We start from the raw sequence: 21,092 nt of genomic DNA on the forward strand, positions 1-21,092 counted from the left end.
CCAGCGAAGTCCTACGAAGCTATAGCGCAGTAGGGCAGTTTTTTCGTTCTTCCAGCTCTGCTGGTCCGACTTCCGGCGGATACTGACAAAAAATGGACATATCTTTAATTGGAAGGGACTTATTCTTAGCCTTTCAGATCCTACGCGAACCTATATGAGGAGATCTCTCGACTCCGTTATGCTCCACTCGGGATGACATTGCTTCTAATTAATCTATCAGCCCGAAGAACCAACAGACCGTCATTTTTTTATCTCAGTCGGGTCCCCCCCCTTCTGTGTTATGTTCCGGGGAGAGGGGGCAATATAATGTAACACGGTCATCCTTGACCGTATGTCAATTGGGACAAAGTCATCTTGGCCAAGCAGCAAACTTGATACCAATGTAAAGGAGTTACTAAAAACTGCNTCTCGTCAAAGAGATCTTTTGACTTCACGGTCCTGTACTCGAACTGCCCCTACGTTTGATACCGTACGTAATAACAAAAAAAGTTTCCCTACATACAAAGAGGGAACAAGGGTGGAGTAATAGAGCACGAGCGGGACGCTCGCACTATTCGTGCAGTGAACTATTTTTTTTCTCAGTCGGGTGACAGCCCCTTCCGGGGAGATCAACTCCTCGATTGAGACCCTCTATCCACCGATAGAGATACCCAGATAGGCCGCAACGCAACCGGCCGAAAAGGCCACCAAATGCATTACCACTTTTACCTTTTTCTTTTTTTGGGAATGGCTATCACCGTGGCAGGCTCCGCCCTTCTCTGCTGAACCACTATTCATAATAACCGGAGCTAAATAATAGATCGCGAAGAGAACCCCTGCTGCTCCAAGCTTCCAGAGCATACGATGTCCGGCTGCTGTAGCGGTTAACATCTCCCAATCTAACAGGCCGCGATAGCTCATATTATAGAGTCCGGTAAGAAATATGGTGGGAATGAGCCAAAATACTATTCGTCGGACCCGTTTACGGACAGGTCCCATAACTTCTGATACAGACACTGTCCCCAGGTGAGCTGCAACCGGACGTAAGATGAAAAAGATAAATACCATCCACCCAAGCCAAAAAACTGCTGAAAAGATATGAATGGCGGTAACAAAGTAGTGAACGGGAGCAGAGAAAAAATCCATTAGCTGACTCTTAGCTGCCTTTTTCTTCAGTTATGGGAATATCGTACGTACAGGCATGATCACCTTCGGCGATATAGGTGGTTCGCTCGGCGGCCTCATTAAACAGCTTTTTATAAAACATCTCTTCGAGCTGACAGGGTAATCGTGTTTCTTTTATTACTTCACTAAAGGGACAGTTGCACTCCTTAATTTCCAGGGCTTCTTCTTCGGCATCGAGCTCGATCTCCGGCATAAAGCCCTCCTCTTCAAGCATTGCCATTAACACTTTTAGTTTCGACTCCATATTCTCGGCCGACGATTGATCGATACGATCTTGGGCTGAGTGCAGTCGTTGCTGCCAGAAATCCTCAAAAAAATCTTCTACTAACTCTTCTTTATCATTCTCTTTCAGATATTTGATGATGCTGCGTATCAATGCGGATTCGGAGGAGGGAAACAGGCTGTTGCCCTTGGGAGTGAGCTGGTACTGCAAGCTGGGACGACCCGGGCCGGAACGCACGTATTCGCGTTCAACATAACCATCGCGTTCGAGCTGCAAAAAGTGTTCGCGCAGGGTTGTTTTGGCCAGATCAATCTGGGCAACGGCCTCATCGATGGAAAGCGTACCCTTGCGCTTTACAAGGTCTATGATCTCTTTTTTGGAACCGGTAACCATAATGGGTAAGAATGAATATATTGGTTTTAACGAACGATAAATCTGCTTACTCTTTGGCTTTTATTTCTTTTTTGATACGGGGAATTAACTGCTCTTCTTCGAATTCGAACTGTCTTTCAATTTTACCGAACAATATCTTAAAATTCTTGTTTTGCATACGCAATATGGCACAGCTATTATCGATAATTTGAAACTGTTTGCCTTCTCGACGGATGGTATTAACTGAGCGTTGCAGGCGATCACGATCTTTGGCTAAAATGGAAAAAGATCGGCGCAAATTGCGAACAATACTGTGGCTAATATTTGCTTTTCGTCCCTCATTTAAACGTACGGCAAGTGGTAAGAATTTCTTTTTTTGAAAGCTATAATACATTCGAAGTGTTTCTTTAAATGGGTCAAATTCTTTCTTTATATCTTTTAACCAGGGATATTGTGCGGTATGTTTCTGAATAACCTGTGGAAAGTTTTCATCAATTTCATCCAGTATAGTACTACTGGGCTTAATAAAATTTCTTTCCATATATCTGCCCAATTTCTCCAGGGATTGTCCATCGCCCGGCACGGGTATTTGTCGGGTAGTTGCTATAGCACGGTGACTTTCCATCCATTCCAGCACATCAACTTCGCTCCACTGCTGCTTTTCACAAACAGTTCGCAGCGTTTCATTCTCATGCTTTGACAGTGAAAGCCCTATGGAAGCAAGCAGTTCGGCGGCTTGCTTGTTGGTATTCGTAATTTCTGAAATAGTAGCATCCGGACAAATGCTACCGGAGGATTGATTACTGTCTGTTGTGTTAGCCATCAATATCTTTTCTTTATTGCGATCCGCACTTAAGATATTGATGATTTTTAGAGGAGTCAATAAAAAAGGTTAAAACCGTTTTTATAGTTGCTATTAAATTTTTCGACTCCTACCTTTAGGTAGAATTAATAGAAAGTTTTGCAAAACCCGGCATGTCATCCTGAATTTAGTTCAGGATCTCAATTTTAATGCCAATAACTGTATATGAGATGCTGATCCGCCAGCCGGCGGACAGCATGACAAGTTGTGGCTAGTTTAGCAAAGCACCCTAATAAAGAAGAACTTATTTTTTGCACTATGGCTTATGTTGTTACCGATCCCTGTGTCCAATGCAAACACACAAACTGTGCTGCTGTTTGCCCGGTTGATGCCTTTCGGGAAGGACCTAATTTCTTGGTTATTGATCCTTTTGAGTGCATCGACTGTGATGCCTGCGTGCCGGAATGTCCCGAAGAGGCGATCTACCCTGATGACGAAGTTCCGCTGGAGTGGGAAGATTATATCGAGCTAAATGAAGAGCTATCGGAAGCTTGGGCTGATCATATAATCAACCAAGAAACAGAACCTCTGCCTGAAGTAGATGCCTGGAGTAACCGTGAAGATAAAAGGGAACACCTAATCAAAAGTTGGGATCATGCAGTAGCTGACAATTAAGGTTTTTAAATGAATACATTGCCATGAAAGATACCTTTTCTGTAGACCGATCAGCAATCGCCCAACAGCTTCGTGAAGTTATTGACCCTGAATTGGGGGTTAATATCGTAGACCTGGGCTTGGTTTATAATATTTTTGCTGACGATGGAACATTGATTGTGGAGTACACGGCTACCACGCCCGGCTGCCCTATGCGGCGGTACCTGCAACAGCAGATCGAGGAGACGCTGGCCAGCGTTGACCAGTTTGATGATTATGAGGCTCGGCTTATTTGGGAGCCGGAGTGGTCGGTGGATATGATTAAAGAAGATGTAGATTTCTTTGGGCATCCTCCTCCCCGAGCAAGCAACAGCTGATGCGGTCATACCTCTGTAATTATTACTGTTAAGTTAATAACACTGACATGAGTTCAACTCGGACTCCTACTTATATTCTTATTGGATTGCTGGCCTTTGCTGCAATTGGCTTATTAGCGGGACTGTATTCCGGACTCCTCCGACTTGGCCTACTTTCCGATTTGTCTACACAACCCATCTCCCCTATTCTGCATGGTCCCCTGATGATCAACGGTTTTCTTGGTACCCTGATCGGACTTGAACGTGCTGCGGCACTGGACAAACGGTGGGCTTTTGCAGCTCCTTTACTGTTGGCTGCATCGTCAGCACTTCTCTTAGCGGGATTTACAACCATCGGACAGTGGCTGCTTGTGGCCGGTTCTGTGGGATTGGCAGCGGTTATGATCTATCTCTATGTTCTGCAGCCCAAAGTGTATCACCTTATTATGGCACTGGGGGCAATCACACTGTTAGTCGGCAATATATTATATCTGTGGGATTGGCCAATTTTTGAGCTGGTAGGCTGGTGGGCTGCCTTTCCCCTGCTCACCATCTTTGGCGAACGTCTTGAGCTAAACCGAATTATGCGTCCCCCCAAAAGGGCCCAGCACTTTTTTACTGCTCTTAATCTTTTATGGATTGGTTCGCTGGTTGTAGTTCATTTTGACCGTTCCCTGGGCTGGCGTATCAGTTCGGTCCTGCTTATTGCCATTGCGCTCTGGCTTTTCAAATATGACATCGCCAAGCGAACGGTTAAAGCAATGGAATGGACCCGATACAGTGCCATCAGTCTGCTTTCGGGATACAGTTGGCTGGTTATAACCGGTCTATTGGGCTTTTGGCAGGGCTTTGCAACGGCCGGACCTTATTATGACGGCCTGCTGCATATGATATTTGTGGGATTTGTCTTTAGCATGATATTCGCCCATGCTTCTGTCATTATCCCTTCCCTTTCCGGCAAATTGGTGCCGTACCACAACTATTTTTATCTGCCGCTTATGCTACTACACGGATTCCTGGTGATTCGAATCACAGGTGATGTTATGCATTGGCCCGGCATACGTATAACCGGCAGCTATGGCAATGTGTTAGCTATTATTCTATTTCTTGGCGGTATCATTTTTCAATTATTCTTCAGTAAACGAAAATCATTAACTGAAAACCCCTAAAATTATTAACGAATGCCTGTACGTAAATCAGAAGCTGAATGGATTGGTACCATAGAAAATGGAAAAGGAACAATGAGAGTTAGCGATGGTTCCTACAAAGAACGCTACTCGCATTCCTCGCGCTTCAAGGACGGGATGGGCTCTAACCCCGAAGAACTTATTGCTGCAGCCCATGCCGGCTGCTATTCCATGGCTCTTTCTGATCAGCTTGAAAAAGCGAATTACATGCCTCAAAAAATAAATACACAAGCCGAAGTCACCTTTGATACCACTGGTCAAGGACCTTCTATCTCTTCCATAAAACTGAACTGCAAGGCCAACGTACCAGGTATAAACCGAGATGATTTTTTACGGTTTGCCGAAGCTGCCAAAGCTGATTGCCCGGTATCAAAGGCTTTAACCGGAACCGAAATTACATTAAAAGCGATTTTAATTTAACTATTAAATCCTCACTCTTTAAAAAATATAAAGATGTATTACCTGTCAGTTTATATTCACATTATCTCGGCCATTTTTTGGCTGGGCGGTATGTTATTTACTGCAGGTGTATTGGTTCCGGTCAGCCGAAAACCACTGCTAAGAAATAAAAAGGGGGCCTTTTTTACAGTCGTCGGCAAAAAGTTTAGCCGTATATCGTGGGCCCTATTTTTGGTGCTCATCATTACCGGCATAACAAATCTTTTGACCCGCGGTTATACTGTCGATCAACTTTTGGACCCTTCTTTTTGGGCGAACATCTTTGGCGGATACCTGTTTATCAAACTGCATATTTTCGCACTCATTCTTATTGTAAGCGGCATCCATGATTTTTATGCCGGACCCAAGGCGGCTGAACTCATGGATAGCCAACCAGAAAGTAATAAAACCAACAAGATGCGGAAGCTTTCGAGTTGGCTGGGACGCCTCAACCTGCTGTTAGGCCTGGCAATTCTTTTCTATGCTATGCGCCTGCTACGGGGATAGTTGTTTCTTATGATACAATAACTGCTGGTACCCGTAATCTATTTTTACCCCTACCCCTCCTGTCCTCTATCTCATAGGGTATTAACCTGAGCTCTTCCAAAAGCGTAAGAAATACTTTTCTCCTGTTGTCAAAAGGATCAAGCAACCTTAAAAAAATCACATTCTTATGGTAAAAATAGCAATAGTAGTACTGGCAGGAACGGAATCTCATGAATCCCTTGGTCGCGTGGTTAATGCATTGGAACTGGCTAAAGAGCTTCAAGAAAATAATGACGAAATAAAAATCGTCTTTGACGGGGCCGGAACTGAATGGGTCCCGGAACTGGAAAATGAAAACCATGATGCCCACCCCTTATACAATGCCGTAAAAGAAAACATCCATGGAGCATGCCGATTTTGTGCCAAAGCTTTTGGGGTAATCAATGAAATAAACGATACCGAAATCGAACTGCTGGATGAATATGATCAGCATCCGAGCTTACGCAACTTTATCGTTGAGGGGTACCAGATTGTTACATTCTAAGAATACCCTATTAACGATTCCATCACTTTAAGTGATGGAATCGCTATGTAGTATCACTATGTTTTATTGCCGGGTAATCTCCTTTATTATTTCAACAACTTTGGTGCTATACAACTGCTCTTCTTTTTTGATTTCTCCTGCTTCGCCGGAATGCTTGCCATAAGTGATCAGCCACACCTGCTCGGCGCCTTCAATCTCGGAACCGTGAGAACGCCACGTCTTCAGCGGCTTGGTCCCGCGACCGTGATCAGTAGTGATAATGAAGGTGGTGTTTCCCTTGTAATAGGGATCACGCTGGGTATAGTTCCACAACTCATTGAGAAAAGCATCCGTGCTGTGTGCCGACTCCAGGTAGGCTTGGTAATTTCCATTATGGGCAAAATCATCGGTCTCACCGTAGGCAATATACACCAGGTCGGGATGCTCGCGCTTCATATATTCCAGCGCATAATTGTGAGTAAACATATCCAGGCGCACCGATCCCCACGGGCTGGGCGTATGCGGCTGCACCTTGTTTAAAAACTGCTCGATCTCCGTCAGGTGATCTCCTTTGGCATTTTCAAAGCCGGCATTTACCGGCACACCACTGCGCTGCTCGTTGATGATATATGGAAAAACCTCCCAGCTGCCAAAGGCCGCGACCTTTCTCCGATATGCTGCACTTTTATTCAACTTTTCCAGTATGGTTTTATTGGGATTGTTGACCTTATCGTTGCTATTAATACGGTCATCATCCGCCTGGCCAGTAAGGATCTCATTATATCCCGGATAGGAAAACACCATCCCGTTCGTAAGATCCACTTTACTCCCGAACTTACGGTTGCCGTAAATTTCGCCGGTCTCAGCAACGATATTCCAAACAAAGGGCAGCAGCGCCTCGCGTCGCTCTTCGGGAGTATCACGCCAAAACTTAGCTTTCAGTTCTTCAGCATCCGACACATACTTTTCGTGACTGATAAGGTTGGCATCCGCGCCGGTAAACAGCTCCTGCCACCGGAACCCATCAAGCGTTATCAAAATTACCTTTTCATTGCCAGTATCCTGCGCCTCGGCCATGTTGCCCCATCCCGTAATAAAGCCGGTAAAAACAGCACAGCTAAGTAGTAATAATATTTTTTTCATCATTATAAATAATAGATTTAATAGAGGGCTTTGCAAAACCTTTTATTTCGTCATTCTGAGCTTGTCGAAGAATCTCCCGTATCCATCTGCTGCCGTTGAAAGGGAGATCCTTCATTACATTCAGGATGACTGCCTGGTTTTGCAAAGGTCCCTTAATAATTATAGCTATCCATATGTCATATACTCCCGATCAAACGAGCCATCGGCATATAAATTAATCATCGCGTATCCGGGCGGCGTTTGGTGGTACTTCCCATTCCACCAGTTGCCGCTCACTGCCCCATTACAAAAATAGCTGACGTCATTATAATCAACTCGATCGAGCAAGTGAATATGTCCGCTCGCACAAAGCTGAACATTGGTATGCCGGTGAAAAAGCTCCACAATGCGCCGGGCATCGATATGCATCCACGCGCCGGGCACCTGCCAATCCCCGCTTTTTTCGTTATCGCCATCAAAATAAGCGGCCGCACACACAATGGGAATATGCGATAACACAAAGACAGGCGTCTCAGCATCTACTGTTTCCAACTCTTTTTTTAGCCACTGAAACTGCTTTTCATCCAGCTTAGCCGTGTACCAGTCTCCATTTACCGAACGTGTGCTATCCAGTACGATAAAATGCCATCCGGCCTTATCAAAACTGTAATAGCGCTCGTCCATCTGCATCGCTTCCATCGCCCACTTCTTGCCGTACAAGGGATCACTCTTAGCACCTTTGCCCCACACATCATGATTCCCGATACAATCAACAACCGGCAGGTCATTTTCCTGTTTCAGGATGGAGTGCCAAAGATCCCACTGGGCTTTTACACTCGACCGACTGGCCCCCAACGCATCATTAATACAATCACCCCCGTTAAAAATGATGTCCGGGGGATCCTGATGTCCCTGGAGATGATGCAGGCATCGCTCCAGTCCTTTTGCTGAACTATACGAATCGCCGGAGTTATCACTGACGTGCACATCAGTAATATGGGCGATACGCAACACCCGGTCTGCATTTTTCTTTCTTTGTGATGGCGTTAAGCTCGAAGGTAAAAGAGTCGCCAAAGAGGCTCCTACTCCATACTTGAAAAAATCTCTTCTATCCATAAAAAAATGTAATTTTAAAATAAGAGGACTGCCTAACACAGCCCTCATTAATTAGTATTTCGTATTCACTGTGTTACTTCAACCACCAGGGAGTTGCTCGTATCTTGTCGTTGCCATCTCCGAACTGCCGGCTAATCGCTTCAGAAACATGGTCATTATTATTCTGATACTCCGACTGCGGATAGATCCAGCGCTTGGGCGGTGCCCCGCTTTCCGGTTCCAGAAATGACGGGTAGCCTGTCCTCAGCTGATCAAAATAGGCCGACCATCCGCCCTGCAAAAATGAACGCAAATATTTCTGCATCTGGATGCGTCTAATTTTCTCCTCATTGGAAGATGCCTGAGAAAAATCAACACGATTTCCCTGCAGATAGGCTGTCGCTTCCTGCTCTGTGAGATACTCACTATAATCCTCGGCATATTTTTTATAGAACGCGAAGCTGGCTTTTACCCCTTGCGCGTAGTGGGTTTCTGCCGTCGAGGAACTAATCCATCCACGTACAGCAGCCTCTGCCAATATCAGCTGGAGCTCTGAGTATCCCAGCAACACATGCGGCTCGTTAGTAGGATCAGTAGTATAGCGCAAGTCAACCTTGGAAACATTTCCGGCGGCCGCTTTGTCGTCTACATCCCCATAAGCACCAATCGGCTTACCGCCTTCATAGGCACTGAAGTCATCTACAGGCAAACCCTGCTCTTTACCATTTTTTGTGCGATCAGCATAGAGAAACAGGCGTGGATCCTGGCGGTCCTGCAGGCGCTGCACAAAGGTTGAATCCATATAAATACCGGAACCATAACTGCTGTTGTTATATTCCCCGTACCGGCTACCAATCTGGTCATAAAATTCGAGTTGTCCGTTATCATCTATAGACTCGAAGATAGGTTGGTTCACCACTATATCTGCAAAAGTGTCGGCAATATTCATGCTGCCTCCGGCTTGTTTGGAGAGTGTCAGCAACACTTTCAACCGAAAGGAATTAATCAGCTTGCGCCATTTATAGGCATCACCGCCATAAATAATATCACCATCCAGGATGTCATCATTTTCCAAGAGCTCGTCAGCTTCTTTCAGCTCCTTGAGAATCCCGGTAAAGACCTCCTTTTGGGGATCATAAGCGGGGGTATAAAGCTCGTCAGTCTCTCCTTTCAGGGCTTCGGAATAGGGAATATCTCCAAACCGAAGCGTTAATTGATAGAAGTGATAGGCCCGAAAAAACTTACCCAGCGCCTTATAGGCAGGCTTTTCGGTACGTTCTGCTTCCTCAATCATCTTAGTGACATTACGCAGTGCTCCATACTCATCAAAGTCACCGCGATTCCACTTATAATATTGAAGAGCACTTTCCCCCGAGGTACTTACGATCATTCGGCTTGCAAACAGCGGACTCATCCCTTCTACCTGAAAGGTGTTCCACTGTATTTCAGTTAACAACAGGTGTGGCGGGGTCTCCGAAACGTTGTTCGGGTTCTCCCCGACTACTTCTAAATCTTCGCATGAGCTCAACGTAAATATGAGCACAATGCTTAGTAATATTAGTTTTTTCATTGTAATCAACTTTAGAAATTGAATGGATTAATTCAGTTAAAAGGACAGGTTTACTTTCATCCCGACGTATCGGGTAGATGGATCCTGCAGTTCGTCATCATTTCCAAAATCAGGATCGATGATATCGGCCTTCTTCAAAATGGCCAGGTTATATCCATATGCTGTGACGCTGGCCTCGCGAACTCCGGTATTTTTAAAGAGACTGCTCACATCATACGTTAGCGACAGGTTTCTTAGCTTGATGAAGCTGCGATCAAAAATATTGGCAAACTTCTCACTTTCATCCTGTGTTACTGCGGCACGATAAGGATAGTTTTGAGCCCATTGCTGCCATCCCACCGCCGTGGTGTTCTCTTTATATTTCCGGGTATCCTTGATTACGTTGCCATCGACATCGGTTTTGAGCTCCCCGCTGACCACATTCACGCCTTCAGGAACATACACAGGATGTCCGGCGGCATACTCCTCATCACGCCAGGTAGTTGATTCCGGGTGCTTTCCGCCCCACCAGAGCTTTTCTACTGTTAACGAACGCATAAGACCGCCTACGGCACCGTCTACACTCATACTCAACGAGAACTTTTTATAGTGGAACTCATTTTGCAAGCCAAATCGCCAGTCGGGATTTTTATGTCCTTTAAGCTGGGGATATGGATCTTTGGTAGGCATTCCGGTTTGCTCATCCAAAATCAGGCGCCCGTCCGGAGTCTTCATCCAGCCGGTGGCATAATAGTTATCAGCACGCTCCCCTTCGGATAGATTACCATATTTATCACGGTCACCGTAGATGCTGGTAAGTCGCCGCACCCGTTTGTACCAGTTGGCAGTAACATCCCAATTGAAATCTCCGGACTGTACGGGAGTGGCATTTACCATAACCTCCCAACCATTGGTGGTATATTCATTACCATTTACCTTGCGACTATTAAAACCAGAGGCCTTTGAAACCGGGAGGTTAATAATCTGATTACGGTCAACCACATTGTAGTAGGTGACATCAAAATTCAAGCGATTATTCAACAGCCCTGAAGACAAGCCGATCTCTGTAGAAATTGACTGTTGTGGCTTAATGTTAGGATTCACAATGCCACCGGGATAACTTAATTGTGGCGTTCCATTAAAGCCTGTTTGCTTTTGATAATAGGCTTTGGTCTGGTAAGGATTTTGAAAATTCGGATCCAGATCACTGGAAACCTGTGCCCAGGAGCTATACACCTTCAGATAATCAAGCGCATCCGGGAAATCCACTAAATTAGATACCATCACGCTAAGTGATGCCGACGGATAAAAGTAGGAGTTATTCGACTCCGGCAAAACTGAAGACCAGTCATTTCTACCCGAGAGATTCAGGAAGAATGCATCCATCAACTCAAGGTCAAGAGTTGCATAAACACTGCGAATGGCCTTCTTACGCACGTAGGTTGAAGCTTTTACACTTCTTTTACTGTTGGCAAGACTGTATACATCCGGCACAACCAATCCATCCGTAGAGTTATAGTACTGTTCAAATTTACGAAATACCGAATTGGCCCCGGCATTTGCAGTAAAAGAAAAATCCTCGGTTAGCTGTTTGTGGTAATTTGCCCGGATATCATTATCCAGTGTCAGTCCATCCTTATTCCAGGTCTTGTAAAATCCGTCTCGGGGATCTCCATAGCGGAGATACGATTTGGGACGCTGTTGGTCCTCAAACTTGTTCTTTTTGTTGAGAGAAGTGCGTCCCTGCACATACAAGTTCTTCGAGATATCCCATTTCAGCTTTAACTGGCCACGGTATACATTGGAATCGTACTCCTGGTTGCGTTTATAAGCGCCAAAGTACGGGTTATTATACCAGGCATAATTCCAGTTGGCCTGTTTATAGCCCTCTTTGCCCGGCACCCACATATGAGTTCGCTGGTCTTGGGGATCAACATCTGCCCCCTGCCACACAAGAAGCGTATAAATATGGTTGTTAGGACCATATCCGTAGGCCGGATAATTGGGAGAATACACTTTGTTATAGGAGAACTTGTTATCCAGTGTGATATCTGAGCTCAAATCAAAGGTTGAAGCAAAACTAACGCCGCCTTTGGGCAGCGAGGTATTAGGCACTTGTCCCTGCTGATACGAATAGTTTCCCGAGAAACGATATCTGGATTTCTCTCCTCGAAAGCCGATAGAAAAGTCAGATGAGGTAACATATCCGGGCCGCATAAATGCTTTTAAGTTATCATGCGACTCCCAGGCAATAGGTACACGTTCGTATCGCGACTTATCATCGTACTTGGTGCCTTCCACCGTTCCATACCATTCGATAACTTCGCCGGTCTGCTTATCCCGAATTGGGCTGTTCCACTGGGCTATTTTCTTGCCCTCTTCAAATTTAGGACCCCAGATCATATCCCCATCTGAGACACCGCCATCTTTGCCATCCCAGAACTCATATTTTCCATTCGATCCATTTCCATATTCTTTCTGTACGTCTGGGAATACGGTATAACCGGCAGAAACCATGGTACTGTGAGATACGTTAACACGTAATCCTTTGTCGGAGGCATCTTTGGTGGTTATAAGAATAGCCCCATCCTTACCGCGGGCACCATAAAGTGCCGATGCAGCCGTTCCTTTGAGTACATTAATCTCTTGAATATCATTCTTAGAAACATCAAAAAGGTCGGTATCAACCGGTACCCCATCGATAACTACGAGCGGTTCTTTGCCTCGCAGCTCAAATTTCGCCGACTGAAACATGCCGGTGGGGTTATCCACCGAAAGACCAGCCACCTTCCCCGTAAAGAGGTTCCCCAGGTTTTGTGCCTCGGTATTTTGGATATTCTCGGTCTCAATCTGTTGGGTCGAATAGCCAATTTTTTCTTTCACCTGAGACATGCCCATCGCCGTAACTACCACTTTGCCAATTTCGTTATTGGCCATGGTGAGTGTTACATCAATAGTTTCCTGTCCGGCCACCGGAATCTCCTTTCGTTCATAGCCTATGAAAGAGAAAATCAGAATATCATCGTGTGAAACCTGTATGCTGTATGTACCATCCTGATCCGTCGTTGTACCCTTGGTAGTCCCTTTTACCATGATATTAACGCCGGGTAGAATGTGTCCATCAGATCCATTCACCGTACCCTTTACACGGTGATTTTGTGCCTGAGCTACTATGCTTAGACACAGAACGCCTATTAATATTAAGCAGTACTTTTTCATTATCCTTTTATATTTTAGGTTTGTTTGAAGATTTATAAAGATGAGATGCAAGCCGTTCCTACATCTGCGATGCGAACATACCGGTGAGCGTTTACAATACTATTACACCAGAGTTAAGCCTACGTTAACTTTCGAATACCTAATATTATCTTTTGTTTACTTTCTTTTTGCGACACTTCCTCTTCTTTTTAGTCTATTTCGCCCCAGTGTGAGAGTATAGAATGACCAATTAATTTCAACGCAGCATGCATTTTCATTTCATTGATACAATTTCCTCTCACTCTGCTAAATAGAAAGAGTTTGGGAGTGCCCCAACAGCGGGTAAAACTCCTCCTTGTGGCTGTATTGAAGATAGAGCTGTCAATGGAAACTGAAGGAGGTACAGCTACGCCTCGAAGTTTTAACGTAGTGGCGGAGGATGATCGGCAGTTTTCAGTACCTCTATTGTACCGGGTCAAACCTGCAATTTTGAACAAATGCCTTTGTCCAAATTGACATACGGCCAGAGATGACCGTGTTACATTATATTGCCCCTAAGGCGTACTAAATAAACCATAATATGTAGCACACGAAAAGACCTTACGCTATTCACTGTTTGTGCTGAGGGTAATCTTGTAAGCTAGTGCAGAAACAACACTATAAGTCATCTCGAACCGCAGCAAGGTGGTGAAAGAGCATCTTAGCTCGTGCGATAGGGCTTTTAAAAAAAAGCAATTACCATAAATATCGTAGCACAAAAACAAGGTACGGATTATCTCCCCTTGAGGGGAGTACCGCAAAGCGGGAGGGAGTTCACCCGGTCTCATGCCAACCCGTTCTGCTGGTCTGCCTACCGGTGAATGCTGACAAAAAGTGGTCATACCAATGAACGTAGAGTTATAAATCCTGTTGGGAAATTTCAGGATACATAAATAGCCCCTCATCACAGATAATGTTATCACCTACAAATGAGAAAAGATATTTAAGCTTACTTTAAGCTATCGTTGTTATGTTGTGGGTAAAGCCAACTGACAAACTGATTATTAATCCCAACTTTGACAGGTAATTATTATGAAACAACTAATCCTCTCCCTCTTATTTATCTTATTCTTTTCAGCAATAGGTTTGGCACAACAGGAGGAAATGCCTAGGCAAAAGCAGCAGATGATGGAAATGATGCAGGATTCTACTATGCGTGCTATGATGATGAAACATATGGCCCAACATCCCCAGATGCGTCAACAGATGATGCAGCATATGATGCGTTCAAAGGATATGGACAGTACTATGGGGTTGGGTAATATGAAGAAAATGATGATGAACAATCCCGAAATGAAAAAACGCATGAAAACCCACATGCAGATGATGCAGTCAATGATGAAAGGCGAAAATATGGGGAATATGATGAGCAATGAAAAAATGCGTGAAATGATGCCTATGCATAAAATGTGTATGCAGATGATGATGAAAGAGAATATGATGCATCAAAAAGGGATGATGGACGGTAAAAAAATGAAGAAGAATCATCAGTAATAACCTCTGATCTTTTACTGATATCTGCGCTAAATAACGTAGCTAACATAATAAACGACTAATATGAAAATGTTAAATGTCAAAAAACTGGGACTTGCTTTTGCAGTTACTGCTACCCTCCTATATGTGGGTTGTATTATTCTGATGGCCATAGCTGGCAAGGGTGGAACTGTCTATTTTTTTAACAGCTTGCTACATGGTTTAAATGTTGAAAGCATCATTAGGATGGATGTACCATTGATTGAAACCCTTTTGGGTATTGTATTAACATTCGTTTTAGGATGGTTATCTGGAGCATTGGTAGCAGCTATTTATAATAACATTGGAAGTCAGAAAGTTTAAACTCCCAGAATTATTTTAAGAAGTAATATTTTCATCACTCTGAGGTGATGAACTATATCAATCTTATAATTAATAATACTATGTTTCCTAATCATCACTTTATCGGCATGCACTGGATTTGGTGGCTTATCTTGGCAGCGGCTATTTTATTACTATTTTTTGATATCATACCGCATCGATCTCAATCCACCCCCGAAGAGGATGCGCTGGAAATCCTCAAACGAAGATATGCACGCGGGGAGATTGAACGCGAAGAGTATGAAGAACGTAAAGCAGCAATTACCGATAACAACCATTAAATCCAATATCTTGTATCTTAATATCAATCATACCCTCTAATATTATGCTGCATTTCATCTACCGCAGTTCGATTTTGATAGTACTTAGCTTTCTTTTTATAAGCTGCCAGTCTTCTGACTCACCCTATATGGATGAGGGGCAACAAAAAGAGCTCCAAACAGCTTATAACAGTTTGCAGGACAATTATCAGATGTTGATAAACAACTATAAATCGAACGCTGATTCACTGCCAACCTCCATCCAAAATCTCTATGGTGAAATGCAACAAATGCATCAACAGATGAGCACCAGCCACCGGCATATGATGAGTAGCCATCGCCAGGGCCGCCATATGCAGGGCGAACGGATGATGGGCCGTGCAATGGGCGTACATATGCAGAATCATATGAACGGGGAATGGTACCAGCAGATGATTGAAATGCATCGTCAAATGTCTAAAATGCACCAGTCTATGGGTCAACCCTCTATGTCAGAAATGAATAAAAAACTGGCGGGCAATTATGGGCAAATGATGAAAATGATTCCGGGCTTGGATAAAGCGACAGATGTCCCATTTAATACTCAAGGTGATCCTTCGGTATTAGATGGTCAACAACTATTTTCTCAAAACTGTGCCTCATGCCATGGGGGTACCGGCGAAGGGGTGGGAACGGCTTTCCCATCTGTTGTAAATTCCAAATGGATCACCGCTGATAAGACCGTCCCTATTCGTATTGTACTACATGGACTACAAGGAGAAATTGAAGTTCAGGGGCAACAGTACCAAGGCGTTATGCCTTCCTTTAAGGCACGCCTCAGTGCTGCTGAAATCACCGCTATCCTCAATTATTTGCGGCAAGAAAGTGACAAGGAACTACCCAAAATATCACAGGACGATGTTATAAAGGTTGGGAAAAAATATAAGGACCGCACGGAGCCTTGGGCGCCGGAAGATTTGATACAAGAGGGGGCTTTGCAAAACTAGTCACATCTTGTCATGCTGAACTTGTTTCAGCATCTCATATACAGTTATTAGTCTTAAAACCGAGATCCTGAACTGATTACTACTACGCCAAGGTGTAATCTGCCAAAACCCTTAGGTGTAGGTATGGCTTCGTAGCACAGGTTCAGGATGACATGCCGGGTTTTACAAAGCTCCCACAAGAGTGATTTCAAACAAAATGGAAATATTCAGATTTATTTCCCGAATAACTTTTTCCAACCCCTCTTACATCTCCCCTTGATAAGGGGAGAATTTGTGCCAGAAAAGCAGCTTTGCTCGTCAGAACTCCTATTTAGCAAAATTTAATTGGAATAGTTCCCACAGATCAACTGGACAAGTCTTTTATCCTCTTCTCAATCTTCTTCAATACACCAGGCAAGTTCTGTTTAATTTGCTCATTGGTAAAGCGAAGAATATAAAGTCCAAGTTCTTTTAAAAAAATTGTTCGTCTTCTATCGTGCTCTCTTCCTTCCTTGGTATAATGGGATTCGCCATCTACTTCTATAACAAGCTTCAGTGCGGGACAATAGAAATCCACAATATAATTGCCGATCCCATGTTGCCTGCGAAACTTGCAGTTGCACATCTGTCGATTCTTTATTTTTGACCATAGAATAATTTCTGACTTGGTCATATTATTTCGCAGATACCTTCGCTTTTCTTTGGTATGCTTTGGATTAAATATTTTTGGTTTCTTTTCCCGAGACATGATGAGTAGTAGTTTTTAATTATCCTCAGCCTCCTTTACAGCTCCTCTTTAAGAAGAGAAAAATTACACTCAAAAAATAAAATTGCAACATAGGAAACATTGCTCCCCAACCCCTCTTACGTCTCCCCTTGAAAGGGGAGAATTTTCGTTGGTAGCCTTCTTACATTTGGGTAAATGGATTTGCCAAAAAAATAGGCTTAACTTCAAAAGTCCCCTCCTTTGCAAGGAGGGGTTTGGGGTGGTTGATAGCATTAATAAAACTCCGCTCACTTTTCTATTATCTCCCTCCTTCCGTATTTCAATCCTCTGTGATCTATTCATTTAATCAAAGAAGTTTTCGATGGTCAAATATTCGGAAAAATCATGCAATATTTATACTATAAAAAGTTGACCGAAAATAATAGCACTTCTACAAACTTCACAAATTACTCGCTATGGACACAAAAGGTAGTAAGCATACCAAAAGTCGATACAACATTATTGCTCCGCTTTATAATCTGATGGAGTGGCCGGTTGAACAATTCTGGTATAAAAAGTGGAGAAAAAAGCTTTGGGCTGATATAGATGGGCCCGAAGTATTGGAAATAGGTGTGGGAACCGGTAAAAATATTACTCATTATCCCGAAGATATCACCATAACCGGAATTGATCTTTCTTCCGGTATGCTATCACGTGCTCAAAAAGAGGTGTCACCGGCAGTAAGTAGTCGCATCACCTTGCAAGAAATGGATGCCCAGAAGATGACATTTCCAGATAACAATTTTGACAATATTGTCGCAACCTTTGTGTTTTGTTCCGTTCCTGATCCCATAATCGGTCTTCAAGAAGCACTGCGTGTCTGTCGCCCCGGAGGTTCTCTTTACCTGCTGGAACACACACGATCTGTCAGTCGAATATTAGGTCCCTTAATGGATTTTCTTGATCCCCTCATTCATTTTCTGACAGGAGTCCATATTGCCCGGACTACCGTCGAAAATGTAAAAAAGGCCGGCTGGCATATCACCCGGGTTAAAGAATTAACAAGCGGCGGTATTTTTAAAAGAATTGAAGCTGTAAAACCAGCCCTCTGAGGAATATTCCTGAGAGACATTCCAAGTTTTTAAAACTTGGAATGTCTTTAATTAATCTGAAAGAGGAAGCTCAACCACAAATATACTTCCCTCTCCCAGGCCATCGCTGTAGGCTCGTATTTTGCCTCCGTATAGCTCTACAATCGCTTTACAAAGAGAAAGTCCAAGCCCACTGCCTTCTTGCTCCTGCACCTTCGCCTCAGTTGCTCGATAGAAACGTTCAAAGAGGTGTTTTTTTGTCTCTACATTAAATCCGATACCCGAATCCTTCACGCGGGCTACCACTTTTTGACTGGATTTTTTGACCTCCAGGCTCACCTCTCCACCCTCCGGGGTATACTTCAAAGCATTTTCCATGAGATTGTTGATCACTTCCTCTATATACGCTCCGTGTGCCTGCACATGCAAGTTTGAATCTATATTGGATGCTATACTGATATTTTTGTCTGCAGCCTGATCCTCAAACTTATTAACTATCCCTTCTGCTATACGACTCATATTTACCACCTTATCATCGGAGTGATGTACAGACTCAACCCGCGAAAGCTGTAACAACAGATCAACCATCTCGCTCATACGTTCTACTTCGCCTAACATTCGATATAATGTTTGCTCATACTCCTTTTTTGATCGGGATTTTCGCAACATAATCTCAGCATCGCTACGCATAGAAGATAGCGGAGTCATCAGTTCGTGTGCGGCATCCGCCGTAAATCTCTTTTCGCGTTCAAACCCCTTTTGCAGTCGATCTAACATAATGTTAAAGGTTTCCGCCAGATCAGTGAGTTCATCTTTTACCGGATAGTTTACCGGAATACGTTTATCCAGATCTGTTGCTGTAATAGACTTTGCCGTGTTGATAATTGAACTAACTGGGGAAAGTGCACGCCGCGACAACAGGTACCCACCAATCATTGAAAATATCACACTCAGTGCGATTAAGAAGATCAAATACTTCCTAAACCTGCTGAGCTCTTCATGAAGGGTCCATTCAAATCCCGTAACTTCGAGCCAACCACAAAATGCACCCTCATTATTTTGGATAGGATAAAAAAGCGTTCGTGCCGGCATAGACTGCCACTCTGTACTAACCGAATACTCTTCTTTAGTCTTTGGGATCGACGTTTCCAACGGCTCATCGATAGTTGAAAAGTTGGGGCTGCGATACATCAATGCTCCCTCTTCACTATAGAGACGGACATAGGTGCCATATTCAATACCGCTTTCTAATGCCTCGTTCCTACTATATCCACTTAAATCTATCGACAGTGTATCTTCGGTTTGGATAAACGGTAGTAGCTGTTCAGCTTCAAACCGAAGGTGACGATCATAATTATGATGTATCGACTGATGAAAAGAATCATACAAGAAATATCCAAATAGGCTGAGCATTATAAAGAGACTTATCCCATACCAGAACGCTAACTTTTTGGATATAGATATTCGATTAAAAAATGATGATATCTTACTCACGAGTATCCTGCTCAATATTAACAATATCACTATTTAACCGGTATCCAGCACCGCGAATAGTCTCAATCACTTTCGGCGATTGCTCAAACGACATCTCTTTGCACTCCTCAAAAGACTCTGACAGCTTCTGCCTAAGAGTTGAAATCGTTGCTTCTATCGTATTATCACTAACATAATACGGCGATCCCCATACACGTTCAGCAATCTGTGTTTTTGAGAATACAGTCTCGGGTTCTTTAAGCAACAGTTCCAATAAAATAAACTCTTTGGGACGCAGCGACCGTTTAATACCACATACTTTCACCCAATGTTTACGTGCATCCAACTCAATAGGCCCGGCTGATACTGTCTCAGTATTTGTCATCTCAGAGGAACGTCTGCCCAAGGCACGGATGCGGGCCAGCAGTTCTTCAAAAGAGAAGGGCTTGCTCATATAATCATCAGCACCGGCATCCAAACCCGAAACCTTATGATCAAGATCGCTCAAAGCAGTAAGCATTAGAACGGGAAATGTTCGGTCCTCGGCTCTCCAATGCTCCAATATCTGTTTCCCATCTCGATTAGGAAGACGCCAATCCAATATCACCACGTCATAGTCATTAACCAGTCCCTGCAGTTCGGCTTGCTCCCCATCATGCATCACCTCTACCACATGCCCCTCTTCTTCAAGTCCTCTCTGTACAGAACTTGCCAACTGTTTTTCATCTTCAACTAATAATATCCACATATAAAAAAGCTAAGAGTATTCTTTTTTCTTCATCGCTAAAATAACAGACTATTTACAATAATGTTTTAAGCTTTATTTAAGGTTTTATTGCTACATTGAAGTCAATGTTTATCTATAGAGTTACAGTTAATATCTGATCATTGAATTATGAGAAAAGTCATCCTCTTCATATCCCTTACCAGTGTCCTACTAATAAGTTGTAAGAATTCGACTAACTCTGATGAGTTAGAACCTATCTATCCCCAATATGAAGATACCAATGCAAATAATATTAATGATTATGTAGAACCAGAAACTCATTCTGCAAATCACGATTTTATAGATTCCAACGACGATAGGATCTGTGATTTAGCACAGGATGGCAGTTCTGCCTGGCATGGACCCGGTTTTATTGATAACAACAATAATGGTATCTGTGATTACTGGGATCAATCTCACGCTATGCACAGCCAGCACGAAGGAATGCGCTTCCACGATGAGAACGGTGATCACCGGAATGACTATTTTGAGGAAGATACCCACTGGGGAGAAGGACATAACTTTATTGATCACAATAATGATGGGCTATGTGACCTCTCACAAGATGGCAGCCCTACTTGGCACGGACCCGGTTTCAAAGATACCAACGACAATGGGGTATGCGATTATTGGGAAGAAGGTGGCCGCGGGCATGGCGGTATGATGGGCGGTCATGGCCATGGAGGTTAATTACTGCAATGCCACCTACAACAAAGGAATACATTCCCAAAACTCACTGAACTTGCTACATTTTGGTGGACACCCAGTT

General features: G+C 43.7%; 23 protein-coding genes. 12 read left to right on the plus strand and 11 right to left on the minus strand.

All coding sequences use genetic code 11. The features are described 5' to 3' along the window. Positions 1 to 630 precede the first annotated feature (630 nt). Genes G3569_RS17295 through G3569_RS17305 form a run of 3 tightly spaced genes read right to left on the minus strand, consistent with a single transcriptional unit; the run spans position 631 to position 2,582 of the window. Positions 631 to 1,125, minus strand: coding sequence for a hypothetical protein (locus tag G3569_RS17295; RefSeq protein WP_165271344.1), 495 nt, complete (start codon positions 1,123 to 1,125; stop codon positions 631 to 633). Positions 1,126 to 1,135: 10 nt separating this feature from the next. Further along, entirely contained in the window at positions 1,136 to 1,780 is a 645-nt protein-coding gene (locus G3569_RS17300; RefSeq protein WP_165271345.1) for a helix-turn-helix transcriptional regulator, read from the minus strand. 46 nt (positions 1,781 to 1,826) lie between these two features. Beyond that, positions 1,827 to 2,582: a hypothetical protein gene (locus tag G3569_RS17305; RefSeq protein ID WP_165271346.1), complete on the minus strand. Its 756-nt coding sequence runs from the start codon at positions 2,580 to 2,582 to the stop codon at positions 1,827 to 1,829. Between the two features lie 297 nt (positions 2,583 to 2,879). Here G3569_RS17305 and G3569_RS17310 point away from each other — a divergent pair, with 297 nt between their 5' ends. The 6 genes from G3569_RS17310 (at position 2,880) to G3569_RS17335 (ending at position 6,226) form a co-directional block, all read left to right on the plus strand. Continuing rightward, positions 2,880 to 3,236, plus strand: coding sequence for a ferredoxin family protein (locus tag G3569_RS17310; RefSeq protein ID WP_165271347.1), 357 nt, complete (start codon positions 2,880 to 2,882; stop codon positions 3,234 to 3,236). A 23-nt stretch (positions 3,237 to 3,259) separates the two neighbouring features. Next, positions 3,260 to 3,592, plus strand: coding sequence for a metal-sulfur cluster assembly factor (locus G3569_RS17315; protein ID WP_165271348.1), 333 nt, complete (start codon positions 3,260 to 3,262; stop codon positions 3,590 to 3,592). Between the two features lie 47 nt (positions 3,593 to 3,639). Further along, on the plus strand, positions 3,640 to 4,740 hold the full coding sequence (locus G3569_RS17320; RefSeq protein WP_165271349.1) for a DUF8744 domain-containing protein: 1,101 nt from the start codon (positions 3,640 to 3,642) through the stop codon (positions 4,738 to 4,740). Between the two features lie 12 nt (positions 4,741 to 4,752). Next, complete coding sequence (locus G3569_RS17325) at positions 4,753 to 5,178, plus strand: OsmC family peroxiredoxin (RefSeq protein WP_165271350.1); 426 nt, start codon at positions 4,753 to 4,755, stop codon at positions 5,176 to 5,178. A 33-nt stretch (positions 5,179 to 5,211) separates the two neighbouring features. Beyond that, positions 5,212 to 5,703, plus strand: a complete 492-nt coding sequence (locus G3569_RS17330) for a DUF4149 domain-containing protein (protein WP_165271351.1) — start codon at positions 5,212 to 5,214, stop codon at positions 5,701 to 5,703. 166 nt (positions 5,704 to 5,869) lie between these two features. Next, on the plus strand, positions 5,870 to 6,226 hold the full coding sequence (locus G3569_RS17335) for a DsrE family protein (protein ID WP_165271352.1): 357 nt from the start codon (positions 5,870 to 5,872) through the stop codon (positions 6,224 to 6,226). Between the two features lie 63 nt (positions 6,227 to 6,289). Here the strand turns inward: G3569_RS17335 and G3569_RS17340 are convergent, their stop codons facing one another. The 5 genes from G3569_RS17340 to G3569_RS17360 all read right to left on the minus strand — a co-directional run bounded on the left by G3569_RS17340 (position 6,290) and on the right by G3569_RS17360 (position 13,190). Beyond that, entirely contained in the window at positions 6,290 to 7,351 is a 1,062-nt protein-coding gene (locus G3569_RS17340) for an alkaline phosphatase family protein (protein WP_205720270.1), read from the minus strand. Next, positions 7,323 to 7,493, minus strand: a complete 171-nt coding sequence (locus tag G3569_RS17345) for a hypothetical protein (RefSeq protein WP_165271353.1) — start codon at positions 7,491 to 7,493, stop codon at positions 7,323 to 7,325. Before G3569_RS17345 ends, G3569_RS17340 begins: the two co-directional genes overlap by 29 nt. A 20-nt stretch (positions 7,494 to 7,513) precedes the next feature. Continuing rightward, positions 7,514 to 8,443, minus strand: coding sequence for a metallophosphoesterase family protein (locus G3569_RS17350; RefSeq protein WP_165271354.1), 930 nt, complete (start codon positions 8,441 to 8,443; stop codon positions 7,514 to 7,516). A 73-nt stretch (positions 8,444 to 8,516) separates the two neighbouring features. Further along, complete coding sequence (locus G3569_RS17355; RefSeq protein WP_165271355.1) at positions 8,517 to 9,992, minus strand: SusD/RagB family nutrient-binding outer membrane lipoprotein; 1,476 nt, start codon at positions 9,990 to 9,992, stop codon at positions 8,517 to 8,519. Between the two features lie 36 nt (positions 9,993 to 10,028). Continuing rightward, positions 10,029 to 13,190: a SusC/RagA family TonB-linked outer membrane protein gene (locus G3569_RS17360; protein WP_205720271.1), complete on the minus strand. Its 3,162-nt coding sequence runs from the start codon at positions 13,188 to 13,190 to the stop codon at positions 10,029 to 10,031. 1,050 nt (positions 13,191 to 14,240) lie between these two features. Between G3569_RS17360 and G3569_RS17365 the strand changes: the two genes are divergently transcribed. From G3569_RS17365 to G3569_RS17380, 4 genes are all read left to right on the plus strand, one after another. Beyond that, positions 14,241 to 14,702: a hypothetical protein gene (locus tag G3569_RS17365; protein ID WP_165271356.1), complete on the plus strand. Its 462-nt coding sequence runs from the start codon at positions 14,241 to 14,243 to the stop codon at positions 14,700 to 14,702. A 63-nt stretch (positions 14,703 to 14,765) separates the two neighbouring features. Next, entirely contained in the window at positions 14,766 to 15,044 is a 279-nt protein-coding gene (locus G3569_RS17370) for a DUF5676 family membrane protein (protein WP_165271357.1), read from the plus strand. An 80-nt stretch (positions 15,045 to 15,124) separates the two neighbouring features. Beyond that, positions 15,125 to 15,343: an SHOCT domain-containing protein gene (locus tag G3569_RS17375; protein WP_165271358.1), complete on the plus strand. Its 219-nt coding sequence runs from the start codon at positions 15,125 to 15,127 to the stop codon at positions 15,341 to 15,343. Between the two features lie 44 nt (positions 15,344 to 15,387). Further along, positions 15,388 to 16,308, plus strand: a complete 921-nt coding sequence (locus G3569_RS17380; protein WP_165271359.1) for a c-type cytochrome — start codon at positions 15,388 to 15,390, stop codon at positions 16,306 to 16,308. Positions 16,309 to 16,651: 343 nt separating this feature from the next. Here the strand turns inward: G3569_RS17380 and G3569_RS17385 are convergent, their stop codons facing one another. After that, positions 16,652 to 17,035, minus strand: coding sequence for an endonuclease domain-containing protein (locus G3569_RS17385; protein ID WP_165271360.1), 384 nt, complete (start codon positions 17,033 to 17,035; stop codon positions 16,652 to 16,654). Positions 17,036 to 17,469: 434 nt separating this feature from the next. On the opposite strand from G3569_RS17385, the gene G3569_RS17390 reads away from it, so the two are divergent. Continuing rightward, positions 17,470 to 18,105 carry a class I SAM-dependent methyltransferase gene (locus G3569_RS17390; RefSeq protein ID WP_165271361.1) on the plus strand — a complete coding sequence of 212 codons (636 nt, stop codon included), beginning with the start codon at positions 17,470 to 17,472 and terminating at the stop codon, positions 18,103 to 18,105. Positions 18,106 to 18,156: 51 nt separating this feature from the next. On the opposite strand, the gene G3569_RS19010 is transcribed toward G3569_RS17390, so the two are convergent. Both G3569_RS19010 and G3569_RS17400 read right to left on the minus strand, forming a co-directional pair. Next, positions 18,157 to 19,578: a sensor histidine kinase gene (locus tag G3569_RS19010; protein WP_205720272.1), complete on the minus strand. Its 1,422-nt coding sequence runs from the start codon at positions 19,576 to 19,578 to the stop codon at positions 18,157 to 18,159. After that, entirely contained in the window at positions 19,571 to 20,305 is a 735-nt protein-coding gene (locus G3569_RS17400) for a response regulator transcription factor (RefSeq protein ID WP_165271363.1), read from the minus strand. The genes G3569_RS19010 and G3569_RS17400 overlap by 8 nt, the downstream gene beginning before the upstream one ends. A gap of 147 nt (positions 20,306 to 20,452) precedes the next feature. On the opposite strand from G3569_RS17400, the gene G3569_RS17405 reads away from it, so the two are divergent. Continuing rightward, positions 20,453 to 21,013 carry a hypothetical protein gene (locus tag G3569_RS17405; protein WP_165271364.1) on the plus strand — a complete coding sequence of 187 codons (561 nt, stop codon included), beginning with the start codon at positions 20,453 to 20,455 and terminating at the stop codon, positions 21,011 to 21,013. Positions 21,014 to 21,092 lie beyond the last annotated feature (79 nt).

This window comes from Fodinibius halophilus, from assembly GCF_011059105.1.
In the GTDB taxonomy this organism is placed as follows: Bacteria; Bacteroidota; Rhodothermia; order Balneolales; family Balneolaceae; genus Fodinibius; species Fodinibius halophilus.